Here is a 22,998-nt window from a genome sequence, read left to right as displayed (position 1 = left end):
GGCGGTTAGCGTCCGGGGTATGACGTTCGATGTCGTGCTGACTGACGAGCCCACGGCCGTGGACGAGGCGTTCGTCTCGGACGGGCTGGACGAGTTCAACTTCGCCGCCGCCGGTGTGCAGGATCGGCAACCACTTGCGGTCCTGATCAAAGACCCGGACACCGGCGAGACGCTCGGTGGGCTCACCGGGCGGACCTCGCTCGGGCTGTGGTTCGTCGATCTGCTCTACCTGCCGGAGAAGCTCCGCGGGTCCGGTCTCGGCACCAGGATCCTCGCGGAGGCCGAAGCCGAGGCCCGTCGGCGCGGGTGTGTGAGCGGCGTCGTGTACACGATCCAGTTCCAGGCGCCCGAGTTCTACGCGCGGCACGGCTGGACCGAGTTCGGCCGGATCCCGATCAGCGGTGGACGCAGCCGGATCTTCTTTCGGAAGGAGCTCAGAGCGTGAGTTTCGGGTGGCGGTTTACGTCTTTGTAGAGGAGGTAGCGGAAGGGGCCGGGGCCTCCCGCGTAGCAAGCCTGGGGGCAGAAGGCTCGGAGCCACATGAAGTCGCCTTCCTGGACCTCTACCCAGTCTTTGTTCAGCAGGTAAACGGCCTTGCCTTCGAGGACGTACAGGCCGTGCTCCATCACGTGCGTCTCCGGGAACGGGATCACCCCGCCCGGCTCGAACGACACGATGTTGACGTGCATGTCATGCCGTACGTCGTCGGGGTCCACGAACCGTTGCGTCTTCCAGCGGCCCTCGGTGCCAGGCATCTCCCGGCCCTCGACGTCCGCCTCGTTGGTGACGAGCGCCGGCGGTACGTCGATCCCGTCGATCTGCTCGTACGCCTTCCGCACCAGGTGGAACGTCGCGACCGCGTCGCTCGTGTTCCGCACCGTCCAGTCGCCGCCCGGCGGCAGGTACGCGTACCCGCCCTCGACCAGCGTGTGCTTCTCCCCCGCGACCGTCAGCACAAGGTTGCCGGCGACAACGAACAGCACGGCCTCGGCGGCCGGATCCGTTTCCGGCTTGTCGCTCCCGCCGCCCGGCCCGACCTCGACGATGTACTGCGAGAACGTCTCCGCGAACCCGGACAGCGGCCGCGCGATCACCCACAACCGGGTGTCGTCCCAGAACGGCAGCCGGCTGGTGACGATGTCGCGCATGGTGCCGCGCGGCAGGACGGCGTACGCCTCGGTGAAGACCGCGCGGTCGGTGGTGAGATCGGTCTGCGGGGGCAGTCCGCCCTTCGGCGCGTAGTAGCTCATCGTTCTCCTCGGGTCAGCAGACGGCCGCGTGGGTCGGCGGCGATGTCGACGGGTACGCCGCGGAGCCAGGTGCTCCGGACGATGCCGGTCAACGTGCGTCCGTCGTACGGCGTGATGGCGTTCTTGTGCTGGAGCTGCTGCGCGTCGACGGTGAAGGTCTCGTCGGGGGCGAGGACGCAGAAGTCGGCGTCGTACCCGACCTCGATCCCGCCCTTCGTGGCGAGCCCGGTCTGCGCGGCCGGGGCGGCGGCCATCCAGCGGACGACGTCGGACAGGGTGAAGCCGCGGCGGCGCGCCTCGGTCCAGACGGCGGGCAGGCCGAGCTGGAGCGACGCGATCCCGCCCCAGGCGGTGCCGAAGTCGCCGGTGTCGAGGTGCTTCAGGTCGATCGTGGACGGCGAGTGGTCGGATACGACCTGGTCGATCGTGCCGTCGCGCAGACCCTCCCAGAGCAGCTCACGGTTCGCGGCCTCGCGGATCGGCGGACAGCACTTGTACTGCGTGGCGCCGTCGGGAATGTCCTCGGCCGTGAAGCTCAGGTAGTGCGGGCAGGTCTCCGCGCTGATCCGTACGCCGTCGTCGCGGGCCTGTGCGAGCAGCGGGAGGATCTCCGCGCTCGACAGGTGCAGGATGTGTACACGGCAGCCGGTCTCGCGGGCGAGATCGATGACCTGGGCGACCGCCTCGTTCTCGGCGACGCGCGGGCGGGAGTTGAGGAACGCCTCGTAGCTCGCGCCGTTCGGTGCGGTTGCCTCGTCGATGCGGTGCGCGTCCTCGGCGTGCACGATCAGCAGGCCGTCGAAGGTGCTGATTTCGCGCATCGCGGCCGCGAGCTGGTCGGCGTCCAATGGCGGGAACTCGTCGACGCCGGAGTGCAGGAGGAAGCACTTGTAGCCGAACACGCCGGCGTCGTGCAGCGGGCGGAGGTCGGGGACGTTGCCCGGGATCGCGCCGCCCCAGAAGCCGACGTCGACGTACGACTGGGTCTCGGCGGTCTTGCGTTTGAGCGTGAGCGCCGGTACGTCGCAGGTCGGTGGGATGCTGTTCAGCGGCATGTCGACGATCGTGGTGACGCCGCCTGCCGCCGCAGCCTTGGTCGCGGAGGTGAAGCCCTCCCACTCGGTGCGGCCGGGGTCGTTGACGTGCACGTGGGAGTCGACGAGGCCGGGCAGTAGTACTTCGTCGTCACCGAGCCGTAGTTCGGTCGCGGCGTCTAGCTCGACGTCGTACGGCGAGATCGCGACGATCCGCCCGTCCCGCACGCCGACCGCGGCCGGCTGCTCCCCGTCCGCCCGCACGACCCGGCGGGCCCGAACCACGAGATCCAGAGCGCTCATGCGATCCCTTTCTCAGTTCGTGCCATCGTAAGGTGATCCACCGCGATCCGTTCGCCGAGCCGTTCGAGCAAGGGATGTGGGTCGGCGATACAGCGCCGTACGTCGGGTTCCAGGTCGGTGAGCGCATACGCCGCCGCCACACCGATCACCTGCAGCTGATGCGGCTCCAACCGATTGACCCCACACACCGCAACCACCGGGACGGTAGCTGGCTGGGCTGCTGCTGCGACGCCTGCCACGGCTTTCCCGTAGAGAGTTTGTTCGTCGAGGGCGCCTTCGCCGGTGATGACGAGGTCGGCGCCGGCTAGTTGTTCGCGGAATCGGACGAGGTCCAGGACCAGGTCGATCCCGGGCCTGAGTTCGGCGCCTAGGAGTGCTAGCGCCGCAAACCCGACCCCGCCGGCAGCCCCCGCGCCCGGTGCGTCGCGGAGGTCGCGGCCGGTCGCGCGCGCGACGGCATCGGCCCACTCGGTGAGCGCGGCGTCGAGCTGCGCCACCTGCCGTGGGTCAGCACCCTTCTGCGGACCGTACACAGCCGCAGCGCCCCGGGGCCCGGTCAATGGGTTGTCCACATCGCACGCGACCACCACCTGCACGCCCTCGAGCCGCCGGCCCTCGAGAGCGTCGATCAGGCCTCGGCCTCCGTCCGTGGACGCGCTGCCGCCGATGCCGAGGATGATCCGGGTGCAGCCGGCGTCGAGGGCTGCGGCGATCAGTTCGCCGGTGCCGTACGACGTGGCGGTGAGGGGTGCTGGGGTGCTGCCGGGGAGGCGGACGAGACCCGAAACGTCCGCGAGTTCGACGACCGCGGTGTCACCCAGGCGGGCGTACCCACTGCGCACCGGCTCTCCGGTGGGGCCGGAGGCGACGGTCGGGACGTGGGTGTAGCCGGCGGCGACGGCGGCGGTGAGGGTGCCGTCGCCGCCGTCGGCCACCGGGACTGCGACCACGTCGGCGTCGGGGTGGACTCGTCGTACCCCGGCGCCGACCGCGGCCGCGACCTCCGCGCTCGTCAGGCTGCCCTTGAACTTGTCGGAGGCAACAACTACGCGCACCATCAGTCCAGCAACGCGAGGGCGGTGGGCGCGTCCTCCGGTGAGATCGCCAGGTCCTCGAACTCGATGACGTTGTCGATCTCGACGCCCATCGACACGTTCGTGACCCGCTCGAGGATGACCTCGACGACGACCGGGACCTGGTACTCGACCATCAGCTTCTTCGCCTGCTCGAGCGCCGGCAGGATCCCGTCCGGCTCGGAGACCCGCAACGCCTTGCAGCCAAGGCCTTCCACGACCTTCACGTGGTCGACGCCGTACCCGTTGACCTCGGGGCTGTTGATGTTCTCGAACGACAGCTGCACGCAGTAGTCCATGTCGAAGTTCCGCTGCGCCTGGCGGATCAGGCCGAGGTACGAGTTGTTCACCACCACGTGGATGTACGGGATGTTGAACTGCGCCCCGACCGCCAGCTCCTCGATCAGGAACTGGAAGTCGTAGTCGCCCGACAACGCCACCACCGTGCTGTCCGGATCCGCGACCGCGACGCCCAGCGTCGCCGGGACGGTCCAGCCGAGCGGCCCGGCCTGGCCGGCGTTGATCCAGTGCCGCGGACGGTACACGTGCAGCATCTGCGCCGCCTGGATCTGCGACAGCCCGATCGTGCTGACGTAGCGGACCTCCGGCCCGAACGCCCGGTTCATCTCCTCGTACACGCGCTGCGGTTTGATCGGCACCGCGTCGAAGTGCGTCTTCCGCTGCAGCGTCGTACGGCGTTCGCGGCACTCCGCGGCCCACGCCGTACGGTCGGCCAGCTTGCCGGCGGCGGCCCACTCGCGGGCCACCTCGACGAAGACCTCCAGGGCGGCCCGCGCGTCCGACACGACTCCATAGTCCGGAGCGAACACCCGCCCGATCTGGGTCGGCTCGATGTCGACGTGAATGAACTTGCGAGAGCCCCGATACACATCCAGTCCGCCGGTGTGGCGGTTCGCCCACCGGTTGCCGATCCCCAGGACCACGTCGGAGGCCAGCATCGTCGCGTTCCCGTACCGGTGCGAGGTCTGCAGGCCGACCATGCCCGCGCTCAACGGGTGGTCGTCCGCGATCGCGCCCCAGCCCATCAGCGTCGGCACGACGGGAATCCCGGTGATCTCCGCAAATGAGACCAACAGTTCCGCCGCGTCAGCGTTGATGATTCCGCCGCCCGCCACGATCAGCGGGTGCTCAGCGTCGGCCAAAAGAGACAGCACCTTCTCGGCCTGCGCCCGGGTGGCCGCAGGACGCGAGACCGGAAGCGGCTCGTAGGTGTCGATGTCGAAGTCGATCTCAGTGAGCTGTACGTCGATCGGCAGGTCGATCAGCACCGGACCCGGCCGTCCTTCGCGCATCACCTGGAACGCCTTCTGGAAGGTGCCCGGGACCTGCGCGGCCTCCATCACCGTGACCGCCCACTTGGCGACCGGCTTGGCGATCGAGGAGATGTCGACGGCCTGGAAGTCCTCCTTGTGCAGCTTCGCGACCGGCGCCTGGCCGGTGATGCACAGGATAGGGATCGAGTCCGCGGAGGCGGAGTACAGGCCGGTGATCATGTCGGTGCCGGCCGGTCCCGACGTACCGATGCAGACGCCGATGTTGCCGGCCTTGGCCCGGGTGTACCCCTCGGCCATGTGCGACGCGGCCTCGACGTGCCGGGCGAGCACGTGTTTGATCCCGCCGTGGGCGCGGATCGCGCTGTAGAACGGGTTGATCGCGGCGCCGGGCAGCCCGAACGCCTGCGTCGCCCCTTCCTTCTCCAGGATCAGTACGGCGGCATCGACCGCGCGCATGCGGGCCATCAGCCGACCGCCTTGCCGGACAGACGCTCCACACCGCGGAGGAGAGCGGAGTGGTCGAGGCCGCCGTCGCCGTTCGCCCGGGCCGACGCGACCAGCTGCGCCACCAGGGCGCCCAGCGGTACGACGACGCCCGCCTCGCGCGCGGCCGCGGTGACGATGCCCATGTCCTTGTGGTGCAGGTCGATCCGGAACCCGGGCTCGAAGGAGCGGGACAGCATGTTCTCCTTCTTCTGGTTCAGCACGGTGGAGCCGGCCAGGCCGCCGCCCAGGACTTCGAGGGCCGCCTTGGTGTCGACGCCGTACGCCTCCAGGAAGACGACCGCCTCGGAGACGGCCTGGATGTTCGCGGCGACGATCAGCTGGTTGGCCGCCTTGACCGTCTGGCCGGAGCCGCTCGGTCCGACGTGGACGACGGTCTTGCCGACCACGTCGAACAGCGGCTTGGCCTCGGCGAAGTCGTCCGCCGAGCCGCCGACCATGATCGACAGCGCGGCGTTCTTGGCACCCGCCTCGCCACCGGAGACCGGGGCGTCGAGCAGCCGGAAACCGATGGCGCGGGCCTGCTCGGCGAGCTGCTGCGTGACGTCCGGCCGGATGCTGGAGAAGTCGATGATCAGCGCGCCGGTCTCGGCGTTCTGGAAGACCCCGTTCTCGCCTTCGAGGACGTCCTGGACGTCGGGCGAGTCCGGCACCATCACGCAGATCACGTCGGCGCCCTTGACCGCGTCACCGATCGAGGTCGCGGCCCGGCCGCCGGCGGCGATCAGTGCTTCGGCGCGCTCCGGCGTACGGTCGAGGCCGGCGACGGTGTGGCCGGCGTTGGCGAGGTGGACGGCCATCGGGTTGCCCATGATGCCGAGACCGATGAAGGCGATGTTCGTCATTTCGTTCTCCTGAGGGAAGTCAGCGGCGCTCGTACGGCAGCCAGCCGAAGCTTGCTTCTGAGGTGGTGGACGGCTTGTACTCGAGCCCGACCCAGCCGGCGTAGCCGTTCGCCCCGAGAGCGGTGAGCTGCTGGTCGAGCGGGAGCGTGCCGGTGCCGGGCTCGTTGCGGCCCGGGTTGTCGGCGATCTGCACGTGGGCGACCCGGTCGGTGTGCTCGGCGATCACGCGGTCGACGTCGTCGCCGTTGACCGCGAGGTGATACAGGTCCGCGAGCAGTCCGACGTTCGGTACGTCGTACGCCGCCTGGACGCGATCGATCACCGCGAGCGCGTCGGATGCGATCTTGAGCGGGTAGCGCTCGGCGCCACTGACCGGCTCGACGAGGACGGTGGCGCCGATCCGCGCGGCGGCCTTGGCGGCCAGGGCGAGGTTCTCGACGGCTACGTCGTCCTGCTCCTGCTCGGTGCTGCCGTCGACGCGGTTCCCGTACAGGGCGTTGAAGCCCCGGGTGCCGAGCCGCTCGCCGATGCCGACGGTGACGTCGACGTTGTCGCGGAACTCGCTCGACCGCTTCGGCCAGGACACCAGGCCGCGGTCGCCGCCCGGCATGTCACCGGCGAAGAAGTTCAGGCCGGTGAGCTGCACGCCGGCGTCGGTGACCGCGTTCACGAAGGCGTCGACCTGCCGCTCCGGCGGGACGGCTTCCACGAACGGCCACCAGAACTCCACCGCGCTGAACCCCGCCCGCCGAGCAGCCGCCGGCCGCTCGAGCAGAGGCAACTCGGTGAAGAGCAAAGAACAGTTCACCGTGTACTTCAGCTGGTGACTCATCCCGACTCCATTTTCCGCATTGTGGAACTTGATTTCTGCTCTGTGAAATGACCATAAACTCGGAGTCGATGGTCGTCAAGGCGCTGAAGGAGATGGAGGGCTGTCCTACGCGTACGCGCGCGTTGTACGTTCCTCTAAAGGGGATCCGGGCCGGAGGTACGTCGTGTTGCTGGCTGAACTGCTGGATGCGCCGGAGCTCGGGTTGCGATTGCTCTACTCGGGCGGCGCGCTGCTGGACAGGCCGATCGGGCGACTGATCACCACCGACCTACTGGAGCCAGGGCGGTACCTGAGCGGCGGCGAAGTCGTGCTGACCGGGCTGGTCTGGCGGCGGCAGGCCGCCGACAGCGAGGTGTTCGTGGCGTCGATGGCCGGCCGCGGCGCGACCACGATCCTGGCGGGGAAGGCTCTGCTCGGCGACGTACCGGCGGATCTCCTGGAGGCGTGCCGGCGGCATGACGTGACGCTGGTCGAGGTGCCGATCGAGGTCGCGTTCGCTGACGTGACGGAGTACGTCGCGGCGGCGGGATCGGCCGAGACGGGCGCGCGGTTGTCGGCGAGCCTGGTGCGCCAGCGGCAACTGTTGTCGTCGATCGCGGCGGGGCGCAGTCTCGACGAGCTCGCGGCGCGGATCTCCGCGGAGATCGGGCACGACTGCCGCGTGCTGACCCCGACCGGGCGCCACGTCGTACCGGGGCCTAGCGAGCTCGACGCCGAGACGGTCGACGCAGTCACGCGACGATTCCTGACCGCGGATCGGATGCCCGCCGTGGCGAAGCAGTCGGGGGCGCAGTACAGCCTGTTCCCGGTCGGATCGGGGTTCGGCAACCGGCTGACCGCGTGGGTGCTGGTCATCGACGGCGACCACGCAACCTGGTCCCGCGATCACGTCGAGGCGGTGCACGAGCTGAGCGCGATCGCGGCCCTGGACCGCGCCCGCCGCGACGAGGGCCGTCGTGCACTGCGTCCGTTGGTCGCCGACGCCCTCGCGCTGGTCGAGTCCGGTGCCCCGCAGACCGAGGTCGCCGCGCGGCTCCGGCAGGCGGGCGCGCATGCGGAGCGGCCGATGGTCGTCGCGGTCGTCGAGCTGCGCGAGGACGGCCCGGGCGAGGTCGCGATGAGTATGCTCGAGGACGTCGCCCTCATGGTCGGGCCGGCCGTTGTCGCCCCTGGCCGAGACGATCTGCTCGTCGCGCTCCTGCCCTACACGCCTGAGCTTCCCGAGCATCTGCGACGGGCTTTCGGACGCCTCGCCCCAGGCCTCAACCGGGCCCGTCTCACGGTCGGGGTCAGCGGGGAGACGTCGATCGACGCGCTCGCCGGCGCGCTCGAGGAGGCCCGGTTCGCGCAGCGTGCGGCCCGGGCGGCGCGGGCGCCGGTTTCGGTGGTGACCTCGGACGAGGTCGCCTCGCACGTCCTCCTCCTCGGCACGCTCCCCGACGACGTACGGCGTACGTACAGCAACCGCGTCCTCGGTGCGGTCCTCGACCACGACCGCCGTACCCATGCCGACCTGCTCATGACGCTGCAGGCCTTCCTCGCCTGCTCGTGCTCCTGGACGCGTACGGCGGAGTACCTGCATCTGCACGTCAACACCGTTCGCTACCGGATCGAACGCGTTGAGCAACTGACCGGACGCGATCTGTCGACCCTCGAGGACCGGGTGGACGTGTTTCTCGCCTGCAAGTCGCTGTAGTTGTGTGATCACACAAAACGGAGCGTTCTCCGGCCGTTCATCTTCGGAGGTTCACGGGGTGCAATCCACAGCTCGGTGAGCCCAAGCTCGGGTGCAGGTCAAAATCCCCGCCGCCCCACGCAGCCGAGGAGCGTGTCCCGATGAAGGCAGTCCTGCGACCGAGCCGCCATACCAACCGCCATCCTGTCGACCAGGTGCTGCCACCTGGGAAGCTCGCGGTGTACGGCGCTCAGCACGTACTGGCGTTCTACGCCGGGGCGGTGATCGTACCGATCCTGCTCGCCAGTGCGATCGGGCTGAACACCGAGCAGCTCATCCACCTGATCAACGCCGACCTCTTCACCTGCGGGATCGCGTCGATCATCCAGTCGGTCGGCTTCTGGAAGGTCGGCGTACGGCTGCCGCTGCTGCAGGGCGTGACGTTCACTGCGGTGTCGCCGATGATCGCGATCGGTCTCGCAGCCGGTGGCGGCACCAACGGTCTGCTGGTGATCTACGGCGCCGTGCTGGTCGCCGGGCTGGCCACGTTCTTCATCGCACCGTTCTTCAGCAAGCTGATCCGGTTCTTCCCGCCAGTGGTGACCGGCTCGGTGATCACGATCATCGGTTTGGCGCTGCTGCCGGTCGCGGCCGGGGACGCGGTCGGCGGCGCCGGCCCGACCGCCGCACCGACCAGCGGTAAGAACATGGCGTACGCACTCGGCACGCTCGCGCTGATCGTCCTGATCCAGCGCGTCTTCAAGGGCTTCATGGCGACCATCGCGGTCCTGGTCGGCCTGGTCGTCGGGACGCTGGTCGCCTGGGTGCTCGGCGACGCGCACTTCGGCGCTGTCGGCGACGCGGCCTGGGCCGGCGTGACGACACCGTTCTACTTCGGCTGGCCGAAGTTCTCGATCGCGGCGATCATCTCGATGATCGTGGTCATGCTGATCACCGCGGTGGAGACCACCGGTGACGTGTTCGCGACCGGTGAGATCGTCGAGAAGCGGATCGGCCGCGAGGACATCGCCCGGGCGCTGCGGGCCGACGGCCTGGCGACCACGATCGGCGGCGTCTTCAACTCGTTCCCGTACACCTGTTTCGCCGAGAACGTCGGCCTGGTCCGGCTGACCCGGATCCGCAGCCGGTGGGTGGTCGCGACCGCGGGCGCGATCATGATCCTGATCGGGCTGGTGCCCAAGGCCGGTGCGATCGTGGCCGGCGTACCGCATCCGGTGCTCGGCGGCGCGGCGCTGGCGATGTTCGCGACCGTGGCCGTGGTCGGGTTCCAGACCCTCGCGAAGGTGGACTTCCACGACCACCGCAACGTCGTGATCGTGGCGACCAGCGTCGGTCTGGCGATGTACGTGACCGCGCAGCCGCAGGTCGCGCAGGCTGTGCCGGGCTGGGCCGAGATCATCTTCGGCAGCGGCATCACGCTCGGCAGCCTGACCGCGATCGGCCTGAACATCCTGTTCCACCACGTCGGCAAGAGCTTCGGCCCGGCAGTGGCGGGTCAGCCCGGTGACACGGTGCGGCTGGACCAGGTGAACGAGATGACCCGCGAGGAGTTCGTCGAGACCTTCGGCGCCCTGTTCCAGGGTCCGCGCTGGGCCGTCGAGCGGGCCTGGGAGATGCGGCCGTACGCCGACACGCACGCGCTCCGGCGCTCCTTCCAGGAGGCGCTGTTCTCCGGCTCCCGTGAGGAGCAGGTCCAGCTGATCCAGGCGTACCCGCAGCTCGGATCGCAGTTCGTCGCCGACGGTCTCAGCGGGGAAGCGTCCCTGCGCGACCAGTCGGACAAGGGCCTGACGTTCCTCGGCGACCCGGAGCGGGACGAGCTGACCGCGATCACCTCGGCATACGAAGTGCGTTTTGGCTTCCCCTTGGTGATCTCGGTGCGCGACGCTGAGTCGTACGAACGGATCGTCGAGCAGGGGCGGGAGCGGCTCGGCAACTGCGAGAACCAGGAGCACGCCGCGGCGCTGCTCGAGATCGCGAAGATCGCCGGCTACCGGTTCGACGACTTCGTCTCCGACGCCAACCCGATCCACAGTGCGCGCACCCGATGGAGCACGAACCGATGACTACGCAAGCCCTCCGCGCCCCAGCCTTGACCGTGAACGGTGAGCTCACCGCTCTTGGCGACATCTCTGTGCACACCACCGTGCTGGACTGGCTGCGGGACCGCGGCCTGACCGGCGCCAAGGAGGGGTGTGCGGAAGGCGAGTGCGGTGCCTGCTCGGTGATGGTCGCCCGCCCGGGCACCGACTCGCAGACCGAGTGGACCGCGGTGAACGCGTGCCTGCTGCCGGTCGCATCGCTGGACGGTCAGGAGCTGGTTACGTCAGAGGGCCTGGGTTCTCCGACTGAGCTGCACCCGGTGCAGCAAGAGATGGCAGTGCGTGGGGGCTCCCAGTGCGGCTACTGCACGCCAGGATTCATCTGCAGTATGGCGGCCGAGTACTACCGGCCAGGACGTGCTTGTGGCGAGGGCGATCACGAGCACGGGCCGAACGGGTTCGACCTGCATGCGTTGAGCGGGAACCTGTGCCGGTGCACGGGCTACCGGCCGATCCGGGACGCCGCCTACGCGTTGGACACCCCCGCCGAGAACGACGCGCTCGCCGTACGCGGGGACGAGGCCCCACCCGCCCCGGCTGCGACCGGGATGGTCTCGCCCGAGGGCGAGTTCATCCGGCCCGCATCACTCAGCGAAGTCCTCACAGTCCTGGGCGAGCGGGACGATGCGGTGGTGGTCGCCGGTTCGACCGACCTCGGCGTACAGGTGAACATCTTCGGTTCCCGCCCCCAGCTGACCATCGCGATCGACCGCCTGGAAGAGCTCCGGGAGTTCAGCTTCGGTGCTGACGACGTTCGGTTGGGTGCTGCGCTGACGCTGACCGAGATCGAGCGCCGGCTGGCCGGCCGGGTGCCGTTGCTCGCAGAGATGTTCCCGCAGTTCGCCTCGCGGCTGATCCGGAACGGCGCGACGATCGGCGGGAACCTGGGGACCGGATCACCGATCGGAGATACACCACCCCCACTCCTGGCGCTGGATGCTTCGTTGGTGCTGGCATCTCGCCGTGGGGAGCGGACCGTGGCGCTCGCCGAGTACTTCACTGGGTATCGGCAGACTTTGAAGGCACCTGACGAGCTGATCAAGACGATCGTGATTCCGTTGCCGTTGGCACCGATGACCGCGTTCCACAAGATCGCCAAGCGGCGCTTCGACGACATCTCGAGCGTCGCGATCGGGTACGCCGTCGACGTGACGGACGGCGTGGTGCGCGAGGCCCGCATCGGCCTCGGCGGCATCGCGGCGACCCCGCTGCGCGCCCGCGAGACCGAGGCCGCGTTGGTCGGTCGCCCGTGGACCGAGGAGACCGTGCGGATCGCGGCGGGGGTGATGGCCGCGGAGGGTACGCCGATGGACGATCACCGCGCTAGCGCGTCGTACCGCTCCGCGATGCTCGGCCAGTCGTTGCTGCGTTTCTATTTTCAGGGGGTCGGCGCATGAGCTCGTTGTCGGAACGGCCTGCTGCAGCGGTCGTCGGCGTACCGATGCCACATGAGAGCGCCGCGCTGCATGTGACCGGAGCCGCCTTATATACAGACGATCTGGTGATGCGCACCCACGACGTACTGCACGCTTGGCCGGTGCAGTCGCCGCACGCGCACGCGCGGGTGACCGCGCTCCGGGTGAAGCCGGCGTATGACGTGCCCGGTGTGGTGCGGGTGTTGACGGCGGACGACGTACCGGGCGTGAACGACGCCGGCGTTAAGCACGACGAGCCGCTGTTCCCGGGTGAGGTGATGTTCAACGGGCACGCGGTGTGCTGGGTGCTCGGGGAGACGTTGGAGGCTGCGCGGCTCGGGTCGTTGGCGGTGGAGGTCGAGTACGAGCCACTGCCGTCGTTGGTGAGCGTGCGCGAGGCGATCGAGGCGGGCAGCTTCCAGGGCATCGGGCGGCACCTGGAGCGCGGCGATGTCGAGGCGGCGTTGGCGGGGGCATCGCATGTGTTCAGCGGGGAGTTCGAGTTCGCTGGGCAGGAGCATTTCTACCTCGAGACGCATGCGGCGTTGGCGCTGGTGGACGAGTACGGGCAGATCTTCGTGCAGTCGAGTACGCAGCACCCGTCGGAAACGCAGGAAATCGTTGCGCATGTGCTCGGACTGGCCAGTCACTCGGTGACGGTGCAGTGCCTGCGGATGGGCGGGGGCTTCGGCGGCAAGGAGATGCAGCCGCACGGGTTCGCCGCGATCGCCGCGCTGGGTGCGACGTTGACCGGGCGGCCGGTGCGGTTGCGGCTGAACCGGACCCAGGACATGACGATGTCGGGCAAGCGGCACGGGTTCCACAGCTCGTGGACCGTCGGGTTCGGGGCGGACGGCAAGCTCGTCGCGCTGGATGCGACGTTGACGTCCGACGGCGGGTGGAGCCTCGACCTGTCGGAACCGGTGCTGGCGCGGGCGATGTGCCATATCGACAACGCGTACGAGATTCCCCATGTCCGCGTGGACGGGCGGATCGCCCAGACGAACAAGACGTCGCAGACCGCGTTCCGCGGGTTCGGTGGGCCGCAGGGGATGCTCGTGATCGAGGACATCCTCGGACGGTGCGCCCCGCTGCTCGGGTACGACGCGTTGGAGCTGCGTCGGCGGAACTTCTACCAGCCGGGCGACTCCACGCCGTACGGCCAACCGGTGCGGCACGCGGATCGGCTGGAGTCGTGCTGGAGTCAGGTCATCGCTGCTGGGGACGTTGCCGCGCGGCAGGCGTCGCTGGAGGCGTTCAACGCGTCGCACGAGCATGTGAAGCGCGGGCTGGCGATGACGCCGGTGAAGTTCGGGATCTCGTTCAACCTGACCGCGTTCAACCAGGCCGGGGCGCTGGTGCACGTCTACAAGGACGGCTCGGTGCTGATCAACCACGGCGGCACCGAGATGGGGCAGGGCCTGCACACGAAGATGCTGCAGGTCGCGGCGACCACGCTCGGGCTGCCGTTGGAGCGGGTACGGCTGGCGCCGACGCGGACCGACAAGGTGCCGAACACGTCGGCGACCGCGGCGTCCTCGGGTGCTGATCTGAACGGCGCGGCGATCAAGAACGCGTGCGAGCAGATCCGGGAACGGCTGGCACAGGTCGCCGGCGGACGGCTCGGAATCAGCCCACATGACGTGCGCTTCGTCGACGGCGTCGTCCGCGGACTGTCCGGGGACAGTGTGGAGTGGAACGAACTGGTGAACCTCGCCTATCACCAGCGGGTGCAGCTCTGGGCGGCCGGGTTCTACCGGACCGAGGGCCTGCACTGGGACGCCAACGCGATGCGGGGCGAGCCGTTCAAGTACTTCGCGTACGGCGTTGCGGCGTCCGAGGTCGAGGTCGACGGGTTCACCGGGTCGTACACCCTGCGCCGCGTCGACATCGTGCACGACGTCGGCGACAGTCTCAGCCCGTTGATCGACATCGGCCAGATCGAGGGCGGCTTCGTGCAGGGCGCCGGTTGGTTGACGCTCGAGGACCTGCGCTGGGACGAGAGTTCCGGTGATCGTCGCGGTCGGTTGTCCACACAGGCGGCGAGCACGTACAAGCTGCCGAGCTTCTCCGAGATGCCTGAGGTCTTCAACGTCACGCTACTGGAGAAGGCCCACGAGGAAGGCGCCGTCTACGGCTCCAAGGCTGTAGGCGAACCGCCACTCATGCTCGCGTTCTCCGTCCGAGAGGCGCTCCGTCAAGCAGCGGCCGCCTTCGGCCCGGCCGGCACCAGCGTCGATCTCCCGTCCCCGGCCACACCGGAGGCCGTCTACTGGGCGGTCGATCGGGCTCGGGGAGGTGTCTCGTGGAGTGGGTGAAGGCGGTTCAGCGGTTGCGCTCGCGGCGCCAGGCTGGCGTGCTTGTCACCGTGATGTCCGTTCGCGGGCATGCGCCTCGGGAGGCTGGGGCGAAGATGGTTGTTGCTGCTGACAACGTCTGGGGGACGGTGGGCGGCGGGAACCTGGAAGCGCTGGGCGTCGAGCGGTCGCGGGCGATGATCGCCGACGACGTGACGGCGCCTGAGGTGTTGACGGCGGCGTTGTCCGACAAAGCGCCGTACCAGCACGGAGTTCAGTGTTGTGGTGGTGAGGTGAAGTTGTTGCTGGAACCGTTGCCTGTGGTGCCGTCAGTGGCGATCTTCGGGGTCGGGCATGTGGGGCTGGAGCTGGCGCGGGTACTCGCGCGGCACGATCTCGAGCTGCATCTCATCGACTCGCGCGCCGATCAGTTGACGGATGATCGGCTAGCAGTGCTAGAAGACGCGGTCGCGCACGTCCATGTCCACAACGTGCCGGTGCTGCCGGAGCTCGTTGTCGGTGAGCTGCCGCCCGGTACGCACGTTTTGATCATGACGCACGACCACGCCGAGGATGCGGCGCTCTGTGACGCCGCGATCCGCAACGAAGACCTCGCGACCATCGGGCTGATCGGCTCCAGTGCGAAGTGGACGCGGTTCCAGCGCAAGCTCGCTGAGGACGGCAATTCGGTGGAGGCGATCGCGCGGATCACCACGCCGATCGGCCTGTCCGATCTACCCGGCAAGGAGCCGGCCGTGATCGCGGTCAGCGTCGCGGCCTGGCTCCTGCAGCAGTTCGCGGCCGATCGACCGGCTGCCCCATCTCGATCCGCCGAGCGGTCCGCTCGGCCCCAGACCGCCGAGCGGCATCCCGTGTCGGCCCATCCTGCCGAAGGTCGCCCCGCCTCGGCTCATCGTGAGGCGAAGGCATGACTCTTTATCGTGGCACGTTCATCGACACGCCGGAGAACCCGTTCGACGGCGGCGGCCTGCGGGTCGACAGCGACGCGGGACTGCTGGTCGAGGACGGGATGATCGTTGCCCGCGGCCCGTTCACGGAGATCCGCCAGGCGCACCCCGCCGAGCAGGTCGTGGATCTGCGCGACGGCGTCGTACTGCCCGGATTCGTCGACACCCACGTGCACTTCCCGCAGATCCGTGCCGTCGGCGGCCTCGGACTGCCGTTGCTCGAATGGCTCGACCGCTACGCCCTGCCCGAGGAGGCGCGGATGGCCGATGCCGACTACGCGTCCGGCGTGGCGAACGAGTTCGTCCGCGGACTGGCGGCGGCCGGTACGACGTCGGCGCTCGTCTTCGGCGCGCACTACTCCGACGCCGTCGACACGCTCTTCGACGCCGCATCCAAGGTCGGCCTCCGCATCACCTCCGGGCTCGTGCTGAGCGACCGCCTGCTCCGGCCGGAGCTGCTCACCACCCCGGTCCGCGCGTACGCCGAGTCGCTCGCCCTCGCGAACCGCTGGCACGGCGTCGGCCGCAACCGGTACGCCGTGACGCCGCGCTTCTCGCTCTCCTGCACGGACGAGCTGCTCGCGACGTGCCGTGAACTGATGGACGCGATCCCCGGCGCACTGTTCACCTCGCACGTGAACGAGAACGAGGCCGAGATCGCGAGCGTCGCCGACCTCTTCGGGGGCTGCGACTACGTGACGACGTACGACCGGCACGGCCTGGTGGACCGACGTACCGTGCTCGCTCACAACGTGCATCCGACGGACGTGGAGCTGAAGACCTTGGCTACAAGTGGCGCGACGGTTGCCCACTGCCCCACGAGCAACGCGGCCCTCGGCAGTGGGTTGTTCCCGCTGACGCGACACCTGCAGTTCGGCGTACGCGTGGCACTCGGATCGGATGTCGGCGCGGGCACCGGCTTCTCGCTCCTGAAGGAAGGTCTGCAGGCGTACTTCTGCCAGCAACTCCAAGGCGACCAGGGCCGCCCGCTTTCGGCAGCCCACCTGCTCTACCTCGCCACCACGGCCGGCGCCGAGGCCCTGGACCTGCCCCAGGTCGGCCACCTCTCGGTAGGCCACTACTTCGACGCCCAGCTCCTCCGCCCGTCCGAAGGTTCCCCCCTGGCCGTAGGCATCACCCACGCCGAAGACACCGAGGAAGCCCTCGCCCGAATCTTCACCCTGGGCACCCCCGCCGACGTCCAAGCCGTCTGGATCAACGGCGACCTCCTCCACTGATCACCCCCGCCGGGGACTGGGAACTAGCAATTGCCTATTCCCGGTCCCCGGCGCATGTGCCGACAACGCGCGCCACAGGCGGGCAGCGGTTTCGTGGGGGTTGTTCAGGTCGGCCCAGCTGACTCGGAGTACGCCGTAGCCGCGCTCGCGGAGGCGGTCCTCGCGCCATTTCTCCGCCAGTACGGCGTCTGCCGCGTTGTCGCCGTACTTCTTCGCGCCGTCGAACTCGACGATCAGGACGCCTGCGAGCAGGAAGTCGACCCTTCCGATCAAGCGGCCGTCCGTGTCCCGGATCTCCACCTGCAGTTCTGGTTCGGGTAGACCGTGGTTGGCCATCAGAACGCGGAGCCGCGACTCGCCGACCGACTCACTCCGCCCGTCCGCAAACAGCACAGCAGCCTGCGCAGCCGGCACCCCACGCCAGTGCCGGTGCCGCCGTACAGCATCAACCAACAGATCACGCGTCGTCAGCGGCTCGCGGAGGGCGGCGTCGGCCAGGACTACACCGACCTCGTACGACGTCGTACAGGCGGTCTCCACGATCGCTCTCTCGACACTCGTGACCTTCAGGCCGCCCAACTCGACGATGTCGTCAGCGGACGTCGTACCGCGATGCACCCGAACCCCTCGCCCGGTGCGAGCCCCACCGGACGCCACGCGCGTGAAGTGCGCCCTCGACAGATCGGTCCCCCAGACGGGCAACCCGTGGAGCATGGTCGCGGACTGATGACTCACGACGACGTCGCCGAGCCGTTCACTCGCCATCCGCACGTTCAGGAGGTGGAGTCTCGTCGCGCGTTCCCACCGCGGTTCGTCGGTCGGCCAGGCCCGCGGGTCGACGTACGAGTTGAAACTCAACCTGAGCCACTGCCCGCTGCGCACGCGTTGCCGCAGCTCGCTGTCGCTGTAGCCGGCGGCGAGCGCGTCCGGGCGGGTGAACCACCCGCCCCGCCCCGCCGCGATCACTTCCAATCTCCTGTTCATGCCCAAGAAGGTGCACGTCTCGCGCGACGCGTGGACCGGCGATCGCACAACTGTGGATAACCCCTGGGGACTGGGGACAGGCTATTGCTAGTTCCCAGTCCCCGGGGGTTATCGCGGGTCAGCCGACGAGGGCGGCTTGGGTGCGCGCGACCTGGGTGGCGAGGGCATCCTCGTCGGCGGTTTGGAGTACGTCGTGTTCGACGACCGGCCGGCCGTTGGCGAGGAGGAGCTTGAGGGGTGGGGGTGTGGAGAGGGCTAGGGCTGCTACTGGGTCGGGGATGCCGGCGTGCGGGAGGGTGTCCAGATTCCACACCGCTAGATCGGCTTGTTTGCCGGGTTCGAGGGAGCCGATGTCGTCGGAGCGGCCGAGGATGCGGGCTCCGTCGAGGGTGGCCATTTCCAGGGCGGCGCGGACGGTCAGGGCTTGTGGGCCGCCGCGGGCGCGGGCGAAGAGGAGGGCGTGGCGGAGTTCTTCCACCAGGCTGCCGGATTCGTTGCTCGCGGCACCGTCTACGCCCAGGCCGACAGGAGACCCGGCTGCGCGGAGGTCCGCAGTACGGGCGATGCCGGCGCCGAGGCGGGCGTTCGAGCTGGGGCAGTGAGCGACGCCGGTGCCGGTGCCGCCCAGGTGCTTGATCTCCGCGTCATCGAAGTGGATACCGTGCGCGAACCACACGTCCGGACCGGTCCACCCGAGGCGGTCGGCGTACTCGAGAGGCGTGCAGTTGAACGTCTCCCGGCACCAGTCCGTCTCGTCCGTGGTCTCGGCGAGATGGGTGTGCATCCGCACCCCGCGGCGTCGCGCCAGCTCCGCGGACTCGCGCATCAGCTCGCCGCTCACGCTGAACGGCGAGCACGGCGCGACCACGATCTGCAGCATCGAGTCGGGTGCCGGGTCGTGCCAGCGGTCGATCGCGGCTTCGGTCGCGGCGAGGATCTCGTCGCGGTTCTCGACCACGGAGTCGGGCGGCAACCCGCCGTCCTTCTGCCCGCGGTCCATCGACCCACGGGCCGGATGAAACCGCAGCCCGATCTCACTCGCCGCGGCGATTTCGGCCGCGAGCAGATCGCCACCGTCACGTGGGAAGACATAGTGATGATCGGCAACAGTCGTACATCCCGTACGCGCGAGTTGGGCGAGCGCCGCCCGCGCCGCGACGTACACGGTCTCCTCGGAGATCCGCGCCCAGACCGGGTACAGCGTCGTCAGCCATTCGAAGAGGGTCGCGTCCGCGGCGAGGCCGCGCGTGACCCATTGGTACAGGTGCTGGTGCGTGTTCACGAACCCCGGCGTGACCAGGCAACCGCGTCCGTCCACGACGCGAGCATCGTCGTACGCCGGAGCGGGACCGGGCCTGACCGCTACCAGGCGATTGCCCTCGGCAACCACATGGCCGACGAACTCCCGTCGGGCCGGATCGAGGGTCGCCACGTAGGCGCCCTCGATCACGATCCTCGACATGATCAGCAGAATCCGGGCGTCGCGTGCCAGGCGCTGCCGGCGTCGCTGGCGTCGTCGCGCGTGACAGTCGCCTCGATCAGGCCGTACGGGCGATCGGCGGCGATGAACACCTCACCCGGGTTCTCCACGCCGAACGGCGACAGGTCGACCAGGAAATGGTGCTTGTTCGGGGCCGAGAACTTGATCTCGGCGACCTCCGGGTGCTGCTCCAGGACCGCCTCGCCCATGCCGTACAGCGTCTGCTGCAACGCAAGACTGTGGATCGTGGCGAACCGCGAGAGCAGCAGTCCCTTGATCTCGTCGTACGACTTGTCCCAGTCGACCTCGGTGTGGTCGTAGCGCCAGCGGGCGACAAGCGAGGTCGCCAGGATCCGGTCGTTCGTCTCCGGCAGCGTCGTGTACTCGTCCTTCAGGAACCCGTGGAACTCCGACCCGGTCGACTTCAGTACGACGAGATCGCTGATCCCTGACACGACGTACGACTTACGCTCCGCGCCCCGGCCCTCCACGTTGACGACCGTGTTCCGCACGCCGCCGCCGGTCCGGACGAACGAGTGGTCGTGCCCCTGGCCGTCGACCTGGATCCGCTCCCAGGCGTACTCCTCGACCTCGACCCGCGCGCCCTGCGCGGCCGGCGACGCCTCCAGGAAGTGCGCGCCGAGCGTCAGCGCGTAGTCCTCGATCGCCCCGACCCCCTTCTCCTTGGCGAAGGCGAACGCGGTGTTCTTCTGCGTGTCGGTCGGCAGTACGTCGGACTGGTCGCCGGTAGTGTGCGCGTCCTCGAAGTTGCCCCGGAGCGCGGTCGACACGTTCAGGTCGCGGATCTGGTGGCGGGGCGTGTCGCGGTAGATGCGGACGACGCGGTTCTCGGCTTTGCCGTACTGGTTGGCTCCCAGGTGGATGGCCATCTGAGATCAGCTCCCTCGGTAGGTGGAAAACGCGAACGGGCTGAGCAGCAACGGGACGTGGTAGTGCCGCTCGTCGGCGACCGTGAAGGTCACGGAGACCTCGGGAAAGAAGATGTCCTGGCCGGTTGATTCCGCGTACGCCGCCACGTCGAACCAGAGCCGGTAGGTGCCGTGCTCGAGCTTGGGTGCGAGCTCGGCGACCCGGCCGTCCTGGTCCGTCGTACCCGTGGCTTCGAGCGCGTCACCCCGGTAGAGCCGGACCTGGACGTTCTGCGCCGGTCGCCCCAGCGCGGTGTCGAGGACGTGCGTGGACAGGGAACTCATGCCACCACCTTGCTCAGCCGGAGCAGCGCGATCTTGCGCAGTTCCTCGTGGACGACGATTGCCTCGGTCGCGTCGTCGTGCGTGAGGCGGGTCCGCAGACTGTCCAGCATCTGCGCCGCCGACAACCCCGTGGCGCAGATCAGGAACACCCGGCCGAACCGTTCTTCGTACTGACGGTTGCCGTCGGCAAGCTCTTGCCGGGCGTCGTCGCCGACACCCGACTGTTCGTTCCGCGACCAGGCGGCCTCGGTACTCGCGCCCTGCGGCCGGTCACCGATCCGCGGGTGCGCCTGCAGCGCACGATCGACCTCGTTGTCGTCGAGCTCCCGCAGCGACTGGTCCGCGACCGCGGTCAGCGCGGCGAGATCGCCGTACGGCCGCTTGGCCAGGATCGCGTCGACCCAGCGGGGCACGTCGCAGCAGGCCGCCAGTGCCGGCCGGAGCCGGTCGGTCGGAGCGGAGTTGAACTCCTCCAGGTCCACGGATCACACCTTCTCGAATCCCGAAATCGACTTTCCGTATGACGAGAGTGGCAGGCGGCAGGCTCGTCGTCAACAGTTTGTTGAAAATCAGCGAGCGCGGTTCAGGTAGTTGTAGACGGTGAAGCGCGTGACGCCGAGCGCCTCGGCGACGATCTCGGCGGACTTGCGGTACTCGAAGGCTCCGCGCGCCTCCAGCAGCAGGACGGCCTGCTGCTTGTCGTGCCGCGACAGGTCGCGCAGCGGACCACCCAGCTCCTCCGCGACGTCAGCGAGCAGGCTTTGCACGCCCCCGTCCTTCTCGGACGCCTTAGCCGGGGCCGGGGTTTGAGAGGGCAGGCGTACGGCGACCACGGGCTTGCCGTCCCAGGCGAGGGTCACGTCGTCCGCGCGGGCGTCTGCTGCGTCGACGAGTTCGGCGTTCAGCCGCTCGACGAGCGGTGCGATCGCCTGCACCAGCGGGTGCTGTTCAGGCATCGCGCCGTACCTGCAAGGTCACCTGACTCGCGCCGCCGGCGAAGGCCGCCTCGAGGACCTTCGGGAGCGCGGGCAGCAGGAGGTGCTGCTCGCCGCTGACCTGAGTACCGAGCGGGCCGAACTCGCAGTCGAGCCCGGCCGCCTCCGCCGCACGCAACGCCTCAGTGGCGTGCGCGGGCGGCGCCCCCTCCACGTCGAAGGGTTCCGTGGTGAACTCCGCAACCAGTCGCATGCCGCGAGGCTAGGGCATGGGGGCTGCTCGGCGCGCCAGCCTGGCGAGGTCGTGGTCGTCGAACTCGGACGTCTCGATCGCGCCGCATTCGATGCCGCGTAGTACGAAACCGGCGAGCGCGGCGGCCGTTGCGGGCTCGTCGAGGTAGCCGGACTCGCCGTCGCCGAGGTACGCGCGGAGGCGTTGAGCGGCCTGGTCGAAGCCTTCCCGGTAGAACAGGTACGTCGCCGCGAAGCGGGTCGGGAGTTGGGCAGGGTGCATGTCCCAGCCCTGGTAGATGCCGCGCGCGAGCGAACGACGTACCAGCCGGAAATGCAGGCGCCAGGCGTCGCGGACCGCGTCGCCGACTGGGAGAACGTTGGTCGAACCATCGGATACGAACACGCCGGTGCCGGCCGCGGCCAGCTGCATGACGTCCTTGGCGTGGTCGGCGACCGGATGCTCCATGCTCTGGTACGCCGCCGCGACGCCGAGCGAGGCGGAGTAGTCGTAGGTGCCGTAGTGCAGACCCGTGACGCGCTCGCCGCCGGCCTTGATCATCCGGGCGATCAGCGCGGTGCCGTCCGCGCCGAGGATCGCCTGCGGGGTCTCGACCTGGATCTCGAACTTCAACGGCGGCAACGAACGTTGGCGCTCGAGCGTCTCGAGCACGTGCACCATCGCCTCGACCTGCTCGACCGACGTCACCTTCGGGAGCGTGATGACGAAGCCGTCGCCGATCGCACCCAGATGCTTGAGAAAGAGGTCGAGCGTCCGCACAGCGCGACGTCTCGTCGGCGCTTCGAGCGACTTGATCCGCAGGCCTTGGTACGGCGTCTGCTCGCCGGCCGCGAAGATCTCAGCGGCCGCGATCGCCGCGGCATCCTCCTCCTCGTCGGGCCGGTTGCCGTAGCCGTCCTCGAAGTCGATGCGGAGGTCCTCGATCGGCTCGCGCTCGAGCTTGGCCCGCACGCGGTCGTACACGTCGTCCGCGAGTTCGACGTTCAGGATCTTCGCGAGATCCGCCGCCGATCCGGCGTACTCATCCATAGCCGCGCGCGCCTGCGCACCCCAGTCCTCCACGGTGCGTACGTCGTACCGGTCCGCCGGAACGTACACGGTGTGGACCGGCTGGCGGACCCCGCGATCGCCGCGATAGTCCGCGGTCAGCGCCGCGTCCGCGGCCGCCAGCCGCCGGTCAAGCTCGGTCACCAGATCATCCAGGCTCACTGCGGCCTCCTTTTCCGTATTGTGGAGACTAATATCTACCCTGCGGAAGATACAAGCATTCGCGCTTCCGG

At 68.9% G+C, this 22,998-nt stretch carries 21 protein-coding genes; 7 read left to right on the top strand and 14 right to left on the bottom strand.

The window, feature by feature from the left end; translation table 11 throughout:
* Nucleotides 1–19: 19 nt before the first annotated feature.
* Nucleotides 20–445: a GNAT family N-acetyltransferase gene (locus tag ACLJOO_RS20140; RefSeq protein ID WP_410788745.1), complete on the top strand. Its 426-nt coding sequence runs from the start codon at nucleotides 20–22 to the stop codon at nucleotides 443–445.
* Here the strand turns inward: ACLJOO_RS20140 and ACLJOO_RS20135 are convergent.
* Genes ACLJOO_RS20135 through ACLJOO_RS20110 form a run of 6 tightly spaced genes read right to left on the bottom strand, consistent with a single transcriptional unit; the run spans nucleotide 435 to nucleotide 7,136 of the window.
* A complete protein-coding gene (locus ACLJOO_RS20135; RefSeq protein ID WP_410788744.1) occupies nucleotides 435–1,250 on the bottom strand; it encodes a bifunctional allantoicase/(S)-ureidoglycine aminohydrolase in 816 nt (271 codons plus the stop codon). The genes ACLJOO_RS20140 and ACLJOO_RS20135 overlap by 11 nt on opposite strands.
* On the bottom strand, nucleotides 1,247–2,587 hold the full coding sequence (allB, locus tag ACLJOO_RS20130; RefSeq protein WP_410788743.1) for an allantoinase AllB: 1,341 nt from the start codon (nucleotides 2,585–2,587) through the stop codon (nucleotides 1,247–1,249). The genes ACLJOO_RS20135 and allB overlap by 4 nt, the downstream gene beginning before the upstream one ends.
* On the bottom strand, nucleotides 2,584–3,645 hold the full coding sequence (locus ACLJOO_RS20125) for a glycerate kinase (RefSeq protein ID WP_410788742.1): 1,062 nt from the start codon (nucleotides 3,643–3,645) through the stop codon (nucleotides 2,584–2,586). The genes allB and ACLJOO_RS20125 overlap by 4 nt, the downstream gene beginning before the upstream one ends.
* The gene (gene gcl / locus ACLJOO_RS20120; RefSeq protein ID WP_410788741.1) at nucleotides 3,645–5,420 is read right to left on the bottom strand and encodes a glyoxylate carboligase; all 1,776 of its coding nucleotides are present in this window, start codon (nucleotides 5,418–5,420) and stop codon (nucleotides 3,645–3,647) included. The genes ACLJOO_RS20125 and gcl overlap by 1 nt, the downstream gene beginning before the upstream one ends.
* Entirely contained in the window at nucleotides 5,420–6,304 is an 885-nt protein-coding gene (locus ACLJOO_RS20115; protein ID WP_410788740.1) for a 2-hydroxy-3-oxopropionate reductase, read from the bottom strand. Before ACLJOO_RS20115 ends, gcl begins: the two co-directional genes overlap by 1 nt.
* A gap of 19 nt (nucleotides 6,305–6,323) precedes the next feature.
* On the bottom strand, nucleotides 6,324–7,136 hold the full coding sequence (locus ACLJOO_RS20110; RefSeq protein ID WP_410788739.1) for a hydroxypyruvate isomerase family protein: 813 nt from the start codon (nucleotides 7,134–7,136) through the stop codon (nucleotides 6,324–6,326).
* 163 nt (nucleotides 7,137–7,299) lie between these two features.
* On the opposite strand from ACLJOO_RS20110, the gene ACLJOO_RS20105 reads away from it, so the two are divergent.
* The 6 genes from ACLJOO_RS20105 to guaD all read left to right on the top strand — a co-directional run bounded on the left by ACLJOO_RS20105 (nucleotide 7,300) and on the right by guaD (nucleotide 16,852).
* Entirely contained in the window at nucleotides 7,300–8,832 is a 1,533-nt protein-coding gene (locus ACLJOO_RS20105) for a PucR family transcriptional regulator (protein WP_410788738.1), read from the top strand.
* A gap of 140 nt (nucleotides 8,833–8,972) precedes the next feature.
* Nucleotides 8,973–10,898: a 2-oxo-4-hydroxy-4-carboxy-5-ureidoimidazoline decarboxylase gene (gene uraD, locus ACLJOO_RS20100; RefSeq protein WP_410788737.1), complete on the top strand. Its 1,926-nt coding sequence runs from the start codon at nucleotides 8,973–8,975 to the stop codon at nucleotides 10,896–10,898.
* Nucleotides 10,895–12,331 (top strand): xanthine dehydrogenase small subunit, encoded by a 1,437-nt coding sequence (locus tag ACLJOO_RS20095; protein ID WP_410788736.1) that lies wholly within the window; start codon nucleotides 10,895–10,897, stop codon nucleotides 12,329–12,331. Before uraD (ACLJOO_RS20100) ends, ACLJOO_RS20095 begins: the two co-directional genes overlap by 4 nt.
* Nucleotides 12,328–14,667 (top strand): xanthine dehydrogenase molybdopterin binding subunit, encoded by a 2,340-nt coding sequence (gene xdhB / locus ACLJOO_RS20090; RefSeq protein ID WP_410788735.1) that lies wholly within the window; start codon nucleotides 12,328–12,330, stop codon nucleotides 14,665–14,667. Before ACLJOO_RS20095 ends, xdhB begins: the two co-directional genes overlap by 4 nt.
* On the top strand, nucleotides 14,655–15,578 hold the full coding sequence (xdhC, locus tag ACLJOO_RS20085; protein ID WP_410788734.1) for a xanthine dehydrogenase accessory protein XdhC: 924 nt from the start codon (nucleotides 14,655–14,657) through the stop codon (nucleotides 15,576–15,578). Before xdhB ends, xdhC begins: the two co-directional genes overlap by 13 nt.
* Nucleotides 15,575–16,852 (top strand): guanine deaminase, encoded by a 1,278-nt coding sequence (gene guaD, locus ACLJOO_RS20080; RefSeq protein ID WP_410788733.1) that lies wholly within the window; start codon nucleotides 15,575–15,577, stop codon nucleotides 16,850–16,852. Before xdhC ends, guaD begins: the two co-directional genes overlap by 4 nt.
* Here the strand turns inward: guaD and ACLJOO_RS20075 are convergent, their stop codons facing one another.
* The 8 genes from ACLJOO_RS20075 to ACLJOO_RS20040 form a co-directional block, all read right to left on the bottom strand.
* Nucleotides 16,853–17,836 carry a type IV toxin-antitoxin system AbiEi family antitoxin domain-containing protein gene (locus ACLJOO_RS20075; protein WP_410788732.1) on the bottom strand — a complete coding sequence of 328 codons (984 nt, stop codon included), beginning with the start codon at nucleotides 17,834–17,836 and terminating at the stop codon, nucleotides 16,853–16,855.
* A gap of 118 nt (nucleotides 17,837–17,954) precedes the next feature.
* Complete coding sequence (locus tag ACLJOO_RS20070) at nucleotides 17,955–19,298, bottom strand: 8-oxoguanine deaminase (protein ID WP_410788731.1); 1,344 nt, start codon at nucleotides 19,296–19,298, stop codon at nucleotides 17,955–17,957.
* 2 nt (nucleotides 19,299–19,300) lie between these two features.
* Nucleotides 19,301–20,206 (bottom strand): factor-independent urate hydroxylase, encoded by a 906-nt coding sequence (gene pucL, locus ACLJOO_RS20065; RefSeq protein ID WP_410788730.1) that lies wholly within the window; start codon nucleotides 20,204–20,206, stop codon nucleotides 19,301–19,303.
* A 6-nt stretch (nucleotides 20,207–20,212) separates the two neighbouring features.
* Entirely contained in the window at nucleotides 20,213–20,530 is a 318-nt protein-coding gene (gene uraH / locus ACLJOO_RS20060) for a hydroxyisourate hydrolase (RefSeq protein ID WP_410788729.1), read from the bottom strand.
* Entirely contained in the window at nucleotides 20,527–21,012 is a 486-nt protein-coding gene (gene uraD, locus ACLJOO_RS20055) for a 2-oxo-4-hydroxy-4-carboxy-5-ureidoimidazoline decarboxylase (RefSeq protein ID WP_410788728.1), read from the bottom strand. Before uraD (ACLJOO_RS20055) ends, uraH begins: the two co-directional genes overlap by 4 nt.
* Nucleotides 21,013–21,099: 87 nt before the next feature.
* A complete protein-coding gene (locus ACLJOO_RS20050; RefSeq protein WP_410788727.1) occupies nucleotides 21,100–21,486 on the bottom strand; it encodes a helix-turn-helix domain-containing protein in 387 nt (128 codons plus the stop codon).
* Nucleotides 21,479–21,718, bottom strand: coding sequence for a thiamine-binding protein (locus tag ACLJOO_RS20045; protein WP_130386770.1), 240 nt, complete (start codon nucleotides 21,716–21,718; stop codon nucleotides 21,479–21,481). Before ACLJOO_RS20045 ends, ACLJOO_RS20050 begins: the two co-directional genes overlap by 8 nt.
* Nucleotides 21,719–21,727: 9 nt before the next feature.
* Entirely contained in the window at nucleotides 21,728–22,927 is a 1,200-nt protein-coding gene (locus ACLJOO_RS20040; protein WP_410788726.1) for a DUF6986 family protein, read from the bottom strand.
* Nucleotides 22,928–22,998 lie beyond the last annotated feature (71 nt).

The organism is Kribbella sp. C-35 (genome assembly GCF_046549195.1).
Taxonomy (GTDB): Bacteria; Actinomycetota; Actinomycetes; order Propionibacteriales; family Kribbellaceae; genus Kribbella.
Note: the sequence above shows the minus strand (reverse complement) of the source record. Positions and strands in the feature narration are given on the sequence as shown.

Excerpts from the sequence above, each read along its gene's own strand:
- pucL (WP_410788730.1), bottom strand. The coding sequence starts at position 20,206 with ATGGCCATCCACCTGGGAGCCAACCAGTACGGCAAAGCCGAGAACCGC.
- xdhB (WP_410788735.1), top strand. The coding sequence starts at position 12,328 with ATGAGCTCGTTGTCGGAACGGCCTGCTGCAGCGGTCGTCGGCGTACCG.
- ACLJOO_RS20095 (WP_410788736.1), top strand. The coding sequence starts at position 10,895 with ATGACTACGCAAGCCCTCCGCGCCCCAGCCTTGACCGTGAACGGTGAG.
- uraD (WP_410788737.1), top strand. The coding sequence starts at position 8,973 with ATGAAGGCAGTCCTGCGACCGAGCCGCCATACCAACCGCCATCCTGTC.
- ACLJOO_RS20115 (WP_410788740.1), bottom strand. The coding sequence starts at position 6,304 with ATGACGAACATCGCCTTCATCGGTCTCGGCATCATGGGCAACCCGATG.
- ACLJOO_RS20050 (WP_410788727.1), bottom strand. The coding sequence starts at position 21,486 with ATGCCTGAACAGCACCCGCTGGTGCAGGCGATCGCACCGCTCGTCGAG.
- uraH (WP_410788729.1), bottom strand. The coding sequence starts at position 20,530 with ATGAGTTCCCTGTCCACGCACGTCCTCGACACCGCGCTGGGGCGACCG.
- ACLJOO_RS20110 (WP_410788739.1), bottom strand. The coding sequence starts at position 7,136 with ATGAGTCACCAGCTGAAGTACACGGTGAACTGTTCTTTGCTCTTCACC.
- gcl (WP_410788741.1), bottom strand. The coding sequence starts at position 5,420 with ATGGCCCGCATGCGCGCGGTCGATGCCGCCGTACTGATCCTGGAGAAG.
- ACLJOO_RS20125 (WP_410788742.1), bottom strand. The coding sequence starts at position 3,645 with ATGGTGCGCGTAGTTGTTGCCTCCGACAAGTTCAAGGGCAGCCTGACG.
- guaD (WP_410788733.1), top strand. The coding sequence starts at position 15,575 with ATGACTCTTTATCGTGGCACGTTCATCGACACGCCGGAGAACCCGTTC.
- ACLJOO_RS20140 (WP_410788745.1), top strand. The coding sequence starts at position 20 with ATGACGTTCGATGTCGTGCTGACTGACGAGCCCACGGCCGTGGACGAG.
- ACLJOO_RS20075 (WP_410788732.1), bottom strand. The coding sequence starts at position 17,836 with ATGAACAGGAGATTGGAAGTGATCGCGGCGGGGCGGGGCGGGTGGTTC.
- ACLJOO_RS20135 (WP_410788744.1), bottom strand. The coding sequence starts at position 1,250 with ATGAGCTACTACGCGCCGAAGGGCGGACTGCCCCCGCAGACCGATCTC.
- allB (WP_410788743.1), bottom strand. The coding sequence starts at position 2,587 with ATGAGCGCTCTGGATCTCGTGGTTCGGGCCCGCCGGGTCGTGCGGGCG.
- ACLJOO_RS20045 (WP_130386770.1), bottom strand. The coding sequence starts at position 21,718 with ATGCGACTGGTTGCGGAGTTCACCACGGAACCCTTCGACGTGGAGGGG.
- ACLJOO_RS20070 (WP_410788731.1), bottom strand. The coding sequence starts at position 19,298 with ATGTCGAGGATCGTGATCGAGGGCGCCTACGTGGCGACCCTCGATCCG.